The 13564-nt window shown below is 44.4% G+C and carries 13 protein-coding genes; 6 read left to right on the plus strand and 7 right to left on the minus strand.

Annotated elements, in window-relative coordinates:
* Positions 1-9: 9 nt before the first annotated feature.
* Entirely contained in the window at positions 10-450 is a 441-nt protein-coding gene (locus R7H07_RS00120; protein ID WP_017820187.1) for a DUF4174 domain-containing protein, read from the minus strand.
* Between the two features lie 119 nt (positions 451-569).
* Here R7H07_RS00120 and R7H07_RS00125 point away from each other — a divergent pair, with 119 nt between their 5' ends.
* A complete protein-coding gene (locus R7H07_RS00125) occupies positions 570-1058 on the plus strand; it encodes an NYN domain-containing protein (protein WP_086047381.1) in 489 nt (162 codons plus the stop codon).
* An 86-nt stretch (positions 1059-1144) separates the two neighbouring features.
* Here the strand turns inward: R7H07_RS00125 and R7H07_RS00130 are convergent, their stop codons facing one another.
* Positions 1145-2476: an anaerobic C4-dicarboxylate transporter gene (locus tag R7H07_RS00130; protein WP_005376060.1), complete on the minus strand. Its 1332-nt coding sequence runs from the start codon at positions 2474-2476 to the stop codon at positions 1145-1147.
* Between the two features lie 419 nt (positions 2477-2895).
* Between R7H07_RS00130 and R7H07_RS00135 the strand changes: the two genes are divergently transcribed.
* Together R7H07_RS00135 and R7H07_RS00140 are read left to right on the plus strand one after the other, a co-directional pair.
* Positions 2896-3633 carry a siderophore ferric iron reductase gene (locus tag R7H07_RS00135; RefSeq protein WP_206958870.1) on the plus strand — a complete coding sequence of 246 codons (738 nt, stop codon included), beginning with the start codon at positions 2896-2898 and terminating at the stop codon, positions 3631-3633.
* Between the two features lie 89 nt (positions 3634-3722).
* Positions 3723-5894: a TonB-dependent receptor gene (locus tag R7H07_RS00140; protein ID WP_005376064.1), complete on the plus strand. Its 2172-nt coding sequence runs from the start codon at positions 3723-3725 to the stop codon at positions 5892-5894.
* 49 nt (positions 5895-5943) lie between these two features.
* Here R7H07_RS00140 and R7H07_RS00145 read toward each other — a convergent pair whose 3' ends face one another.
* On the minus strand, positions 5944-6135 hold the full coding sequence (locus R7H07_RS00145; RefSeq protein ID WP_005376066.1) for a DUF2986 domain-containing protein: 192 nt from the start codon (positions 6133-6135) through the stop codon (positions 5944-5946).
* Positions 6136-6271: 136 nt separating this feature from the next.
* Here R7H07_RS00145 and R7H07_RS00150 point away from each other — a divergent pair, with 136 nt between their 5' ends.
* Together R7H07_RS00150 and R7H07_RS00155 are read left to right on the plus strand one after the other, a co-directional pair.
* Complete coding sequence (locus R7H07_RS00150) at positions 6272-6781, plus strand: GNAT family N-acetyltransferase (RefSeq protein WP_054579612.1); 510 nt, start codon at positions 6272-6274, stop codon at positions 6779-6781.
* 14 nt (positions 6782-6795) lie between these two features.
* Complete coding sequence (locus R7H07_RS00155; RefSeq protein WP_054575964.1) at positions 6796-7185, plus strand: nitrous oxide-stimulated promoter family protein; 390 nt, start codon at positions 6796-6798, stop codon at positions 7183-7185.
* 49 nt (positions 7186-7234) lie between these two features.
* Here the strand turns inward: R7H07_RS00155 and R7H07_RS00160 are convergent, their stop codons facing one another.
* Both R7H07_RS00160 and trxC read right to left on the minus strand, forming a co-directional pair.
* Positions 7235-8395: an MFS transporter gene (locus R7H07_RS00160; RefSeq protein ID WP_033907039.1), complete on the minus strand. Its 1161-nt coding sequence runs from the start codon at positions 8393-8395 to the stop codon at positions 7235-7237.
* 176 nt (positions 8396-8571) lie between these two features.
* Positions 8572-9006, minus strand: a complete 435-nt coding sequence (gene trxC, locus R7H07_RS00165) for a thioredoxin TrxC (protein WP_065275331.1) — start codon at positions 9004-9006, stop codon at positions 8572-8574.
* A 162-nt stretch (positions 9007-9168) separates the two neighbouring features.
* On the opposite strand from trxC, the gene R7H07_RS00170 reads away from it, so the two are divergent.
* Positions 9169-10263, plus strand: a complete 1095-nt coding sequence (locus R7H07_RS00170) for a ketoacyl-ACP synthase III (RefSeq protein WP_053349917.1) — start codon at positions 9169-9171, stop codon at positions 10261-10263.
* Between the two features lie 86 nt (positions 10264-10349).
* Here the strand turns inward: R7H07_RS00170 and R7H07_RS00175 are convergent, their stop codons facing one another.
* Positions 10350-11675, minus strand: a complete 1326-nt coding sequence (locus R7H07_RS00175) for a DUF1501 domain-containing protein (RefSeq protein ID WP_065275330.1) — start codon at positions 11673-11675, stop codon at positions 10350-10352.
* Positions 11676-11684: 9 nt separating this feature from the next.
* Positions 11685-13253, minus strand: coding sequence for a DUF1800 domain-containing protein (locus R7H07_RS00180; RefSeq protein WP_065275329.1), 1569 nt, complete (start codon positions 13251-13253; stop codon positions 11685-11687).
* Positions 13254-13564: the final 311 nt, after the last annotated feature.

Below are 13564 nucleotides of genomic sequence, written 5' to 3' on the forward strand. Positions count from 1 at the left end.
CAGAAGTGACTATATTTTACAGGGGCTTTGTTGCCTCTGCATTTCTTGCTTACGCATAGGCATTTGATCAATGAGGTTGTTGATAAACGGCCAGTCTGTTTCTGCGCCCCAACGGTGCTTTTCTAGACCATCTTTACCAAGCAAAATAGCAGTATGAGAACCTTTTTCGACCGCATAAAGACGAGCTAGCATTTTTAGGTCGAACTCTTCTTTAAGCCAAGCAGGAAAAGTATAACCTTGTTCTGTAATGACCAGTGTGACGACATCTCTGTCTTCCAACTCACACTCATTCATAAGTGTTTCTAGCAAGAATTGTTTGACGTATTCATCATTTTCCGGCGCAAAGTAGAGCACACTTCTATGTGGCCAGTATTTGGAGTGCGCTGGATAACCAAATGCTGTCGATGACAAGATACAAGAAAGCAGTATCACTAGTAACTTTCCGCCCATGACAGTTCCCCTAGAAACCCAAATAACTTTTTATACGTTAAGTTTAGTGGAATTGGCTCATTGTGCTTTTTCCAAAACTGGCATAGGGTAGGCAGCAAATAAATTGAGCGTAGAAATAGATGAGTTCGGAAAGCAAACAAAAAATCGCCATTTTGGTTGATGTACAGAATGTGTATTACACCTGTCGCGAAGCGTATCGAAGCAATTTTGATTACAACCAGTTTTGGTATGTCGCCACACAAGGGAAAGAGGTGGTAAGTGCTCGTGCTTATGCCATCGCGAGTAACGATCCAAAACAACGTCAGTTCCACCATATTCTTCGTGGTGTTGGATTTGAGGTGATGCTTAAACCCTACATCCAGCGTCGTGATGGCAGCTCGAAAGGCGATTGGGATGTGGGTATTACTCTCGATGCAATTGAAATTGCTCCCGAAGTTGAGGAAGTGATTCTAGTTTCGGGAGATGGAGACTTTAGTCTGCTAGTAGAGAGAATTCAGCAGTGCTTCAATAAAACGGTGACCGTTTATGGTGTACCTAAGCTAACATCCCAAACTCTGATTGATTGTGCCGACAATTTTGTCGCGATTGATGACGATTTCTTGCTGTAGTGAATAGTGCAATAAAGAAAGGCGAGTCACTCAGGCTGTACGAAACGTACAATGACTCGCCTCTAATTTATCGTTGATTTGGCTAGTTACGAAGGAATGATCATTTGCCCTAGCAAGTAACCCAAGCAACACGCACCAATCACGCCGATTAAGCCCACAGACATGAATGAGTGGTTGAAGTACCACTTACCAATCTTAGTTGTGCCCGAGGTATCGAAGTTCACAGTCGCGATATCTGAAGGGTAGTTGGGAATAAAGAAGTAGCCGTATACCGCTGGCATTAAGCCGATAAGCAGCGCAGGTTCCAAACCTAAGCCGAGACCAACAGGCAGCATCATGCGAGCCGTTGCAGCTTGAGAGTTCACCACAACCGACACAATGAATAATGCAAGCGCGAATGTCCAAGGATAGTTAGTTACCATCTCTACGATGCCAGATTTAAATTGAGGCATAGCGTACTGGAAGTAGGTATCTGACATCCATGCAATACCGAAGATAGCAATCGCCGCCACCATACCAGATTTAAATACCACCCCATTTGGTACGTCACGCGGGTCAGTTTTGGTCGCAAGCAAAATGATACCGCCGAAGCAGAGCATCATCATTTGAATCACAACTGCCATGCTGATTGGCTTCGAGCCATCTACGATGGTACGAATGTCTGGCCACATCGCGATAACGACGATAACCAAGATAGAAGCAATGAACAGCAATACAGAGTTACGAGCACTTGTTGGTAGTACTTCATCAAGAGACGTCGCAGTTGTGTTGAGGATCTTTTCGCGCCACACAGGATCTTTCAAACGCTCTTGGTATTCTTCATCGTCGTCTAGCTCTTTACCACGCTTTAGGCTGTAAAGTGACATCAACAACGTACCGAATAAGGTTGCAGGTACAGTAACGAGCAGAATTGAGAGCAGAGTGATCTCGTGTTGAATATCAGAGAGTTGCGCCAAGTAGTAAACTACGGCCGCTGAAATTGGTGATGCCGTGATTGCGATTTGAGACGCGACAGAAGCGGCAGCCATAGGACGCTCTGGACGAATGCCGTTTTTCAATGCAACGTCGCCAATGATTGGCATAATGGAGTAAACCGCGTGACCTGTACCGAGCAAGAAAGTCATAAAGTAAGTCACAAAAGGAGCAATAAGGGTGACGCGTTTTGGGTTCTTACGAAGCACACGCTCGGCAACTTGCAGCATGTATTTCAAACCGCCAGCGGCTTCAAGAATGGAAGCACATGTTACCACCGCTAAAATGATCAACATGACGGTGACAGGAGGAGAGGTTGGCGGCATCTTAAAGATGAATACTTCAATCACCAAGCCAATTCCGGATACGACCCCAAGGCCTATACCACCATAACGTGAGCCGATATACAGCATCACGAGCAAAAATAGAAACTCAAGATACAACATGTGGATTTCCTTATTCAAAACAGAGGGCTACATAGCCAAATTACCTCTTTGTATTGTCTCGATATTCAGAAAGAAAATACTTCATGTTGTTCACAATCCGCTGGATAAGAAACAGCAATATTCAATTATTGGCAATAACTCACGCTACACAGGGAAACTGTTAACACAGTTTTATCAGGGTGTTTTTATGCTGTGTATTTTTGCGATCATGTGAGCGTTAAATGCGAAGAGGTTTAAGAGTTTGTTGCTATTCATCGCATACGTAACCAGACCTTACAGCTTCACAGAACTCGGAAATACAGTCATAACTAACCCTAAGAGTGCTTCTTTGTTATGAAAACGCAAAGGATAATAGTTTGCATTGCGATTAGGGCTTGGGTATAAAGGTGTCAGAATGACTACACCAACAATAAGCCACCATGTCTGAGCAATTTTTCCCGCAACTGTTTCAAACTTCGAGTGAGATTACACCTTACCTACACGGTGATATCGGCGAGATAGGGCAAGAAGCTATCCATATAGAGAATGATATCAACCCGATCATCCAAGTCCTTTACCAGCAAATCTCGGAGGCTCATCCGGAAGCGGGAAAAGCATATTGGTTGACAAGAACGTGGGATTTACTTTGTTGGCAGCCAGTTTATGTCGCATTCATCTCTATTTACGGTTACCACACGTTGCCAAACATTCGCGAGATAGCGCAGCACCTCAAACCTTGTTTTGTTTCTGGGTACCGATTCGCCGACGAAGCGCATATACATGGCGAGCCAGAAGCGTTGATAAAAGAGGCGGGGCGTCAAATCCGAGAACTGTTCGACTTCTATCAACAAGAGATGAGTCAATGGACACGCATTCGTCCTGGCTTCACCCATCAATTGATGTCGGACGGAATCATGGCTTGTTTAATTCGTCTCCAACAGCGCTTTCCGCAAATGACTAACTCGATACTTCAGGAGCATGCGGTCTTGTGGCTAAGCGCAATGGGTTTGGATGTTGATAATAGCCGCTCACTTCATGAGACGGGATCTGATCAGCCGCTAAAGTTAGTAAGAAAAAGTTGTTGTTTAGTCTATAAGTGTGAAGGCAGAAAGCTTTGTGCAGATTGTCCTCGTTTAGAGGAAAATCGACAGCTTATGAGCAAGAAGGTTCTTAATTAACATTTATTTAACTTGTGTAACAGTGCTCGATTTGAGAGTGAGAATAAGTATCATTGCATGCTCTTGTTGACAACAAAAAGATAAATACAATGATGAAAAGGACGTTTTCTTTCAATCTCATCGTACTTGCGATGAGCAGTGGATACGCAGTTAGCTCAATAGCAGCAGAAGATCTTCAACAAACATCGACTCCGAGCGATGAGCAATTGGTTGTTGTAGGCAGTGTGATGCCGAAATCGATCTCCGATATTCCAGGAACGGTTTGGTTTGTTGGCCAAGAAGAGATTGCTCAGCAATATCGTGCGGGCAAGACACTGGGTGATATTCTTTCTGCAACCATCCCTTCTTTAGACGTCGGCACCGGTGGTCGAACTAATTATGGTCAGAACCTTCGCGGTAGAGCAATGTTGGTAATGATTGATGGTGTCTCGTTACAGTCTTCTCGCCCGATTAGTCGTCAGTTAGACGCAATAGACCCATTCAACATCGAGCGAATTGAAGTACTATCTGGTGCAACCTCCATTTATGGGGCAGGCGCTACTGGTGGTGTTATTAACATTATCACCAAGAAAGCGTACTCGGATGACTTGTCGTTTGAATCCTACGTGAGTGGCACTACAGGTTTTAATAGCAGCGATGACTTTGATTACAAACTCGCTCAGTCTATCTCGGGTGGTAATGAGCGAATTACCGCTAGAGGTTCGGTTGTGTACACCGAGACACAAGGTGCATTTGACGCAAATGGCGACATTGTCACCCCAGACATTTCACAGGGCTCCTTGCAGTATAATTCAACGCTCGATGTTATGGGATCGACCGAGATTCAAATCTCCGATGCCAGCAAGTTAAACCTTGTCGCACAATACTATGACAGCCAGCAAGATTCGCCATACGGTTTGTACATTGTTAACAATAAATTTGTTGATGTACGAGAGGGGTTCGATTCCGACCGTGAACATGGTACAGAGCGAGTTCTCTTAAGTGCGAACTACGCTCACGACAGCGTATTCGGTCATCAACTGATAGGCGAGTTATCTTACCGTAGTGAAGACCAAACCTTTACTCCTTATTACCAAAGTGCCTCTCAACAAAAAACAGAAGTTTTTGCTGGGCGCTTAGCGTTAGCTAAAAGCTGGGAGTCATTCAAACTTGTTTATGGTGTCGATGCGTACTTAGACCGTTTTGAAAGTAACCAGGCTCTGTTCGATCCAACCATTGCGAACAGCTCTGGGAACTTAATTAATCGAACCTATGCCGAAGTGGGGCGTTACCCAGATGTTGATGTGGCGTCTTACGCAATGTTTGTCCAAGGGGATTACCAAATCAATCAAGATTGGTCAGTACAAGCAGGCTACCGCTACCAATACATGGACAATAAGATTGATGATTTTGTTGCCTATAGTATACAAAAGAAGATCGCATCGGGTAATGGTGTATCAGCGGATGCGGTACCAGGTGGCAGCACTGACTACTCTGTGAGCTTATTTAATTTGGGCACCATTTATCAGCTTAACGATGAATCTCAGCTTTGGGCGAACTTCTCTCAAGGTTTCGAACTCGCTGATCCTGCAAAGTACTACGGCCAAGGTAGCTACGATGCCGCGGATGCAAATGGTCACTACGCGTTGAACAATAGCATTAACGTATCTGACTCAAAAATGTCGGGCATCAAAACGGACAGCTATGAAATCGGTTACCGATTAGATACCGATACTGTCGCACTGCAAGCGGCGGGTTACTACTCGGTGTCGGATAACTCAATCAAGTATGACAAGAAGACGCTCCTAATCACCAATGTTGATGACGAGCAACGTGTATACGGTGCCGAAGCAAACATTAACTACTGGGTAAACCGTGATATTTTGTTAGGTGCATCAGGTCACTATGTGGTTTCTGAGCTGAAAACCAACGGTAAGTGGGAAGATCTAAGCGCGGGTAAAGCAAGTACATCAAAAGCGAACGCGTGGGCGGCTTACTATCAGGATGGCTATTCAGTACGTTTACAAAGCCAGACGATGTTTGATTACGAAGATGACGCAAACAATAAACTAGATGGATACACTACGTTTGATCTTCTTGGTAACGTAACACTACCTATCGGGCAGTTAGGTTTTGGTATTCAAAACCTATTTGACGAAGACTACACAACCGCTTGGGGACAACGTGCGCAGATTCTTTATGCAGCACACTACGATGCAGCAGCGTACGACTACAAAGGAAGAGGTCGCACATTCACACTGAACTACAGTGTCGAATACTAAAGCTAACTCTCTCCGAATATCAAAAAAGCCGCTGAAAGCGGCTTTTCTTTTAGGCTTGATCTGTCTGCGCTGTGTCTACAACGTTTTCCGTGTGTTCTGAAGCTTGGTTTTGTTCTTCAGCTTCCATTTTCGCGCGTTCAGCTTTGGAGATATAACGCGGCTTATTGCTCTTATGTAGCTTAGCGTTATGCTTCTTCTGCTTCGCTTTCAAGATCTGATTGATTTTCTTCTTGCGGTTCATGGTGGTGGTCCTTTAATTTAGCGAGGCAGGATAGTTACTTTTTTATCAAGTTACAACTAAATAAGCGCCGGTATCGGTCGCAAAATTCAAGTACGTTCCTATGTCCAATCATCTATCGCGTTTTAATGGAGCCCAAATGAAAACACTGTACACCGAACGTTTGATACTGCGTCTTGTGAGTGTAGATGATGCACCATTTATACTAGAACTTTATAACCACCCAGACTTCTACCGTTTTGTCGGAGACAAACAAATTCGTACCGAATATGAAGCGGCGCGTTACATAAAAGAAAACATGCTACGCATGCAACAAATTAAAGGCGTGAGTTTACTCGTTGTAGAGAAGAAAGAAGATGGGCAACCCATCGGGATTTGTGGGTTGGTTAAACGTGACACATTACAATACTATGATCTCGGATATGGATTTTTACCTTCCGCTTATGGCTTCGGCTACGGAACGGAGTCTGCAACCGCAGTGCTGGAATACGCTAGAGAGGAAATGAAACTCGATAATTTGGTTGCCATCACCAATAATGACAATATTCGTAGTATAAGTTTGCTCAAAAAACTGGGCTTTGAGTTTGAACGAGTTGAGCAGCAATATGATAATGGCCGCACGTTAGAACTTTACACAATGATGTTGTGATTTTTGGATAGCGCATGAGCGATATTTTACTTGGCAAACTCGCCACTGAATTTAAGACAGTAAAAGCCATGGTAGAGGTTTACTGTCATGACCATCATGGAACAAAACGTGACTTATGCTCAGAATGTCGTGAGCTGCTTGAATACGCAGAAGTGCGCCTCGACCGCTGTCCTTATGGAGAGAATAAACCGACGTGTAACAAATGTCCGATTCACTGCTACAAACCAGAGCCGAAAGAACAAATGCGTTTGGTCATGCGTTACTCTGGCCCCAGAATGTTACTGAAACATCCCATCTTGGCGGTTCGTCATTTGCTTCATGAAAAGCGCATGGTACCGGAAAAGCCTGCAGCGAACGCGTCAAACCGTCACAAGCGTTTATCTAAACAAAAATTCGAAGAATAAAAAAACGAGGGCGACATGCCCTCGTTTTCGTTGAGTAGAAGCGGCGTGGTTAGAGGCCAGCGGCCATACGCTGCTTGGTTTTGCTCGCAGCAAGTAGCATGTATACGCCAGTCGCAACCAAAGCGGCAAACAAGTAGCCTAGCAAGCCGTGTTCTTGGCCCATGAATTTATCAGCGACAACAGGACCAGCAACAGAGCCGATGCTGTAGCTAAACAGCATGACTTGTGTCGCAGAGACAATAAAGCGTTCATCAAGACCTTCGCAACCTAAGTTGATTGCTATCGGGTACAAGGCAAAAGTAGCTGCACCTAAAAAGAATAATGCAGCAGCCAATACCACGGCTGACGAGGAAATAAAGGTCATACCGATCGAAAAAATACCCAAAATACAGAAAAACGCCATTAGCACTGTGCGGCTCATGTATTTGTTTAGCGCGGTCACCATTGGTTGAACTAGCATGCCACCTAGAATCACTAGCGCCATCAATGTACCAATGTCTTGATGGCTAATTTTACGGTTAGTTAACTCAACTGGCATTAATCCGTAGATCGCGCCTAAGGTCAAACCTGAAACAACACAACCAATAATTGCTGCATGGTTTAGTTTGGCAATTTGCTTAAATGATAAAGCGGTTGATTCATGGCTGTTTGGCTGCTCACACTCAATGAACATTAGCACCAGCATCGCCATTAAGATCAACGTCGTGATCGCAATAAACGGAACGCCGCCACTTACGCCAAGCACGCCAATACCAAACTGGCCTAATGCTGAACCACCATAAAGCGATAGCATGTACAAGCTCAAACGTTTCGCACGCGATGCTTCGTCTCCAGACATTAGCCAAGACTCAACAATGACAAAAACACCAGCAACCGCGATACCCGCAATAAAGCGAGCGGCAAGCCACATCAATCCGTTAGCAAACACGGGTAGTGTGACGATAGTTAGCGAAAATACGGCCAAGCAACCAATAAACGCGTTACGGTGACCAACTTGACGTACGATACGTTCAATAAAAATCGCGCCAGTTAATAAGCCGCCATAAAACACACTCGCCAACCAACTCGCGTAATCTGCTGAGATGTTGTATTCACCGAGCATGAGAGGGATCAAGCTCATTAAATAGCCCGAAGCCACCGCATAAAGAGACAGTGCGACGACTGGAACTGTAACTCGTGGTGATGCTGCAGGAACGACTGTGTTTTCCACTGTTTTGCGCCTATAAGTTAAATGAAATCTAAGGGTTATTCGGCGCGAATATGAGGCTAATAGTTAGGCAAGTAAAATGATAAATTTAAGTCGTTTCGATAAATAATATTTGTTAACTAGATAGGTTGATAAGTTGCATAAAAACGCCAACCTACAAACAAGGTTGGCGTGGAAGATTATTTAGTAAGTGCTTGATTTAACCATTGATCGAATTGAGTTTTAGGTAACGCACCATTGATCATATCAACGCGTTGACCATTCTTGAAAACCATAATGGTAGGAATACTGCGAATACCAAATTGCGTCGCAAGTTGTTGTTGAGCTTCGGTATCAATCTTAACAAAACGAGCCGTTCCGGCTTGCTCATGAGCAACATCAGAGAAAACAGGAGCAAAACCAACGCACGGGTTGCACCATGGGGCCCAAAAATCTACTACAACAGGCATATCACTTTGTAATAGAGCAGAAAAGTTATCTTGTGTACCTTCGATAGGCGAGCCGTCTAAAAGTGCACTTTTACATTTACCGCAAGTTGCAGATTCGGCAACGCGCTCATTAGGGATACGATTTAGACCGCCGCACGAAGGGCAGCGAGTTTTAAACGATGACATGACTTCTTCCTTTATTACGTATTGATGAAAACATGACTTACCAGTCAGCCTCATTATTTGTATACTTATTTTTTAACCTGCCGAAATAACGCAGCGCAGGTTTGTATTTGAGCCTAAGGTTCTAAGAAATTTTATTAAAATACAACAATAAATAGGTCTGCGATGACAAATTACTACGCTGAAATTACAGGTTGGGGGAAATGTGTTCCGCCAGCCGTGCTCTCTAACGATGATCTTAGCACTTTCCTCGATACTTCCGATGAGTGGATTCGTACCCGCACTGGTATCGAAAACCGCCGCATTAGTCATGTAAACACGTCAGACATGGCGACCGTTGCTGCTAAACATGCATTAGCTCGAGCAGGCGTCGATGCCACAGACGTGGATTTAATCATTGTGGCGACTTGTTCACCAGATTCATTGATTCCAAATATCGCGTCTAAGGTACAGCAGAACCTAGGTATTCGTGCAGCCGCTGCCTTTGACTTAAATGCCGCATGTACGGGATTTGTCTATGGCCTAGAAACGGGCACACGTTTGATTCAATCAGGTAACTATCGTAACGCGATCATTATTGGTGCGGAAAGATTGTCTTTCTACATCGATTGGGCAATGCGAGATACCGCTGTTCTATTTGGTGATGGTGCGGGCGCCGTTGTGTTATCAAGAACGGAAAAAGAAACGGGTTTACTACAGTCTCAAATCGGTTGTGACGCAAAAGGCCGCGATATTCTGTCCGTACCAAAGTTTGGTACTTGTATGGATCGCTTTGCGGAAGACAACGGTTACTGGGATTTCAACTTTGTAGGACAAGAAATTTTCAAACGTGCAGTAAAAGGCATGGGGCTAGCTGCGAAAACCGTACTGAAAGCATCACAGTTAACGACGGAACAAATCGATGTTGTGATTCCGCATCAAGCGAATATTCGTATTATTCAAACCTTGTGTGACCTGTCTGGAATTCCACACGACAAAGCGTTTGTTAACATTCAAAACTATGGCAATACTTCAGCTGCGACGGTGCCAATTGCATTGTGTGAAGCGGTAGAGCAAGGTCGAGTTAACCCAGGTGATAATATGCTTCTTGCTGCATTTGGTGCAGGTTTGACATGGGGTGCGGCAGTATTGAAATGGGGTGACCGCGTAACGCCAGTTTCTGAAAGTGATGCGGTTCTGCCTGAATGTGAGCAATCCGCGTTAGAATTACTTGAGCGTGCCATTAAGCTGTGTAACGAACGCCGTCGCGACGAGGTGTAACGGACACTCTGCAAACATAAGATGAGTAAGGGAGCGCGAGGCTCCCTTATTTGATGATGCGTTCTACAGCTAACCTGAAAAATATCTTAAGCCATAAAACCCAGGTTTGAATGAGTAAAATTACGGATGTTCGGGAAGACGTATTCCAGTGCAGCGTTATCACTCACGCCCATCCACTGCGCTAGTGTTGAACCAACTTGATCAGCGGCAATTTTGGGTATGAGTCGGCCTTGAGAGTAATCATCGTTTCCGCCCAGTATTAGTTCCGGCCATGTACCGATAGGTTGTTTCCCATTTACCGCGCCTCCAATTAATAGTTGATGGCCACCCCAGCCATGATCGGTACCATTTCCGTTGCTCATCATCCGTCGACCGAAGTCAGACATAGTGAAAGAGGTGACTTGCTTGTTTAGCCCTAACCGTTCGACCGCACGATACATTGCTAAAAGGTTTGTCGCGAGATCCTCAAGTAACACTGGATGACGTGTCAGTTGCGAATCGTGCAGGTCATACCCAGAGTGTTTAACGAAAAAGACTTGTCGTTGCTGCTTCAGGACATCTTGGCTTGCTATCAATTTGTACACGGTTTGCATCTGCTTGCCGAGCGTCGATGACGTAAACAGCGGCTCGTCAGCAATGTGGTTGAGTTGCTCGCTCAGTACACTACTCATTACCATCGACTCATCAACCATCAAATTAAAATGACCATTAAATGGATTGTCAGTTTGATGAGAGAGAAGGCGATCATAGATCCCCTTGTATAGCGGGTTATCAATCGCGGTAAGCTGAACTGCGCGATCTTTTTTCAGGACGGTTTGGCGGTGTTCCATTGCCCGTAACCAAAGCGAGTTGCCATGCACACTGTATAGCGGTGTTATTTCTGATTCAGAGTTTAATACATCCAACATTCTGCCAGCCCAACCAAGATTTTTAGACTCGCTCATTCCACCAAGTAACCAAGCGTCTGTTTGAGAATTATGAGAAAACAGTTGCTCGGGAAGTGATGCTTCACCTTGCTCAATAGCTTGTTTGGTGACGGGATGGTTGAGAATGCCACTATTGAGCACGATGCTGGCATCGCCTTGTTCGAAAACGGAAGTTAACGCATTTAACTTTGGGTGTAAGCCGAGCTTCACTGGGTGATTTGAGCTATCGACAGCACTTAAATTGATAGGGAGTATGTCTTCTTTGGCGACAGAGAGTGGCCCTCTGACTTTGGAATATTGACGATAGTGCGTCTCCGATAATGGTAGTACGGTGTTGAACGCATCGTTTCCGCCAGCTAAATAAACACATATTAATGCTCGAAAGTCATTAGATGGCGCTGCGAGAGAATAACCTGGCAGACTAAGAGAGGCTAGTGCGCCCATCGATAGCGTGCTTTGTATAAAATGTCGTCGTGAAATATCCATAATTCACTCCTAATCCTGAATATAGAATTCGTCGCCAGAAATGGCGGTAAATATCACTAGAGCGAGTTTTGTTGTTGGCACATAGTCCCCACGATAATCATTCAGGGCGGTGAGCATGAGCTCTTTCAATTCAGCAGAAGCCGTTCCAGCAAAGAAACGCTCGTTAACCAATTCGACTAAGGCACGGTGATCGTCCAGAAGAAGATAAAACTCGTTAAGATCGAAGTGGTAGGAATCACCACCTCCTCTACGAGTGCTGGTTAACATATAGTTGACCAAATCGGTATAAACAGACCAATTGAGAAGTTCATACTCTGGCGAGTTAATACCAGACTCCGTAAACTCGTTAGACGGCTGATAGTCTGGAGAGTAAAAATTAAACACGGAAGGAGAACGAAGCGGCCCTTGATTAGCGATGTTCATCATCGTTGTTGCGTCTTCGTAACGTGATCCTTTAACCGTAAAACCTGATGCTCGATGAAAATTAGTCAGGACCAGTATCGGTTCTTTCACTTTTACAGGCGGGGTATCCGTCATCCCTAATGCTTCAGGGTCGAGCAATATGGCTCGAACAACGGCGGTTAGATCGCCTTTTTCTCCTTCCCCATTGTTGTTAAATATCGTAGCAACACGCGCGACGTACTCTGGGCTTGGATTTGAACTGACCAAACGTTGTATAAGTAACTTTGAAACAAATGGAGCAACATTTGGGTGAGACATCAACATATCAATCACTTTTGAAAGCTCTTCTTGTGCGGTTAGACCCGATGGGATCACGTTCCCTAGAAATCGCTTCTCGCCGGTGTCGTGCCGTTGACTGATAACTCGCATCGGTTTCACGAATGCGATGTCGGAATTTTTCCATCCAGTTAATGCTCGCGCGAGCTCTTGAATATCAGTTTGATTGTACGTGGGGATAGGTTTGCCTGTTGCGTGGTTTAGCTTTTTACTGCCATCTAAATTGAGTTCATACAAACCGATAGTGAATAACTGCATTAACTCTCGAGCAAAGTTCTCATCGGGAAGCGTTCCTGTCGCACTATTTTCTTTTGCACTACCGAGCATAGACAAATAGCTCCCCATGACTGGATGGATGGAAACGTCATACAACAGGTCTCGGTAGTTGCCAAACGCATGCTCAACCAACAGATCGTAGTAATTCACTAACCCTGTAGGTTTGCTGGAAAGAACGCCGCCATAACGAGAAACGACTACGATCTGACTCAATGCATAAGCCGTTCGCTGCCTAAGCTGATCTTCAGCAGTAACAACAATTTGATACCAAGCATTTTCTCGGTTTGACTGTAGGCCTTTAGAAAAAGGCGTTTGATAAAGTGGTTGATGGTAGGTTGCTGGCAGGTTGATTTGTTTCTGTATCCAATCCTCTAAGCCGTTTTCCCTAACCTCATTAATTAACGCAGGTGTTGGTCCAAAAGAGGTTTGATAGAGAAAACGCGCAACGGTTTGATCGGATGGGGATTGCTGTATTTGTGCTGATACATTAGACACATGGCTCAGCAATAAGATAGCCAATCCTAGTACCCAAGCAGAGATTTTATTTAGCTTCTGACGTCTCATAGTTAACTCGCTTACCCGAAGTAACGATTTAAGTCCATTTAACGGGAGTTATTAAGCTCTTTTGAGCTGTTTAGTAAATTTATGAAAATCAAGCAGCTGCATAGGCGAGTATAGTAGCTATAAGTGGTGAACAAAAAACTCAAACGTTCAATTTGGTACTATAGTGCTAGAAGTTTTTGATGCTATTTTTTCTAAGATACTGATATTAAATATGGCCAGTGAAGAGTAATAAGCAGAGATATCGCAATAGATATAGAAGGGGGACAGCTAAAGTACTGTTAACAAGAGATTGGTATGTTTGTTAAGGCTTA

The sequence above is a fragment of the Vibrio sp. Vb1127 genome (assembly GCF_033338735.1).
GTDB lineage: Bacteria > Pseudomonadota > Gammaproteobacteria > Enterobacterales > Vibrionaceae > Vibrio > Vibrio alginolyticus.

What these genes read in the sequence shown, in the direction of transcription:
- R7H07_RS00155 (WP_054575964.1), top strand. Translation starts at nt 6,796, where the DNA reads ATGAGCGATATTTTACTTGGCAAACTCGCCACTGAATTTAAGACAGTA.
- R7H07_RS00170 (WP_053349917.1), top strand. Translation starts at nt 9,169, where the DNA reads ATGACAAATTACTACGCTGAAATTACAGGTTGGGGGAAATGTGTTCCG.
- R7H07_RS00140 (WP_005376064.1), top strand. Translation starts at nt 3,723, where the DNA reads ATGATGAAAAGGACGTTTTCTTTCAATCTCATCGTACTTGCGATGAGC.
- R7H07_RS00135 (WP_206958870.1), top strand. Translation starts at nt 2,896, where the DNA reads ATGTCTGAGCAATTTTTCCCGCAACTGTTTCAAACTTCGAGTGAGATT.
- R7H07_RS00130 (WP_005376060.1), bottom strand. Translation starts at nt 2,476, where the DNA reads ATGTTGTATCTTGAGTTTCTATTTTTGCTCGTGATGCTGTATATCGGC.
- R7H07_RS00175 (WP_065275330.1), bottom strand. Translation starts at nt 11,675, where the DNA reads ATGGATATTTCACGACGACATTTTATACAAAGCACGCTATCGATGGGC.
- R7H07_RS00180 (WP_065275329.1), bottom strand. Translation starts at nt 13,253, where the DNA reads ATGAGACGTCAGAAGCTAAATAAAATCTCTGCTTGGGTACTAGGATTG.
- R7H07_RS00125 (WP_086047381.1), top strand. Translation starts at nt 570, where the DNA reads ATGAGTTCGGAAAGCAAACAAAAAATCGCCATTTTGGTTGATGTACAG.
- trxC (WP_065275331.1), bottom strand. Translation starts at nt 9,006, where the DNA reads ATGTCATCGTTTAAAACTCGCTGCCCTTCGTGCGGCGGTCTAAATCGT.
- R7H07_RS00145 (WP_005376066.1), bottom strand. Translation starts at nt 6,135, where the DNA reads ATGAACCGCAAGAAGAAAATCAATCAGATCTTGAAAGCGAAGCAGAAG.
- R7H07_RS00150 (WP_054579612.1), top strand. Translation starts at nt 6,272, where the DNA reads ATGAAAACACTGTACACCGAACGTTTGATACTGCGTCTTGTGAGTGTA.
- R7H07_RS00120 (WP_017820187.1), bottom strand. Translation starts at nt 450, where the DNA reads ATGGGCGGAAAGTTACTAGTGATACTGCTTTCTTGTATCTTGTCATCG.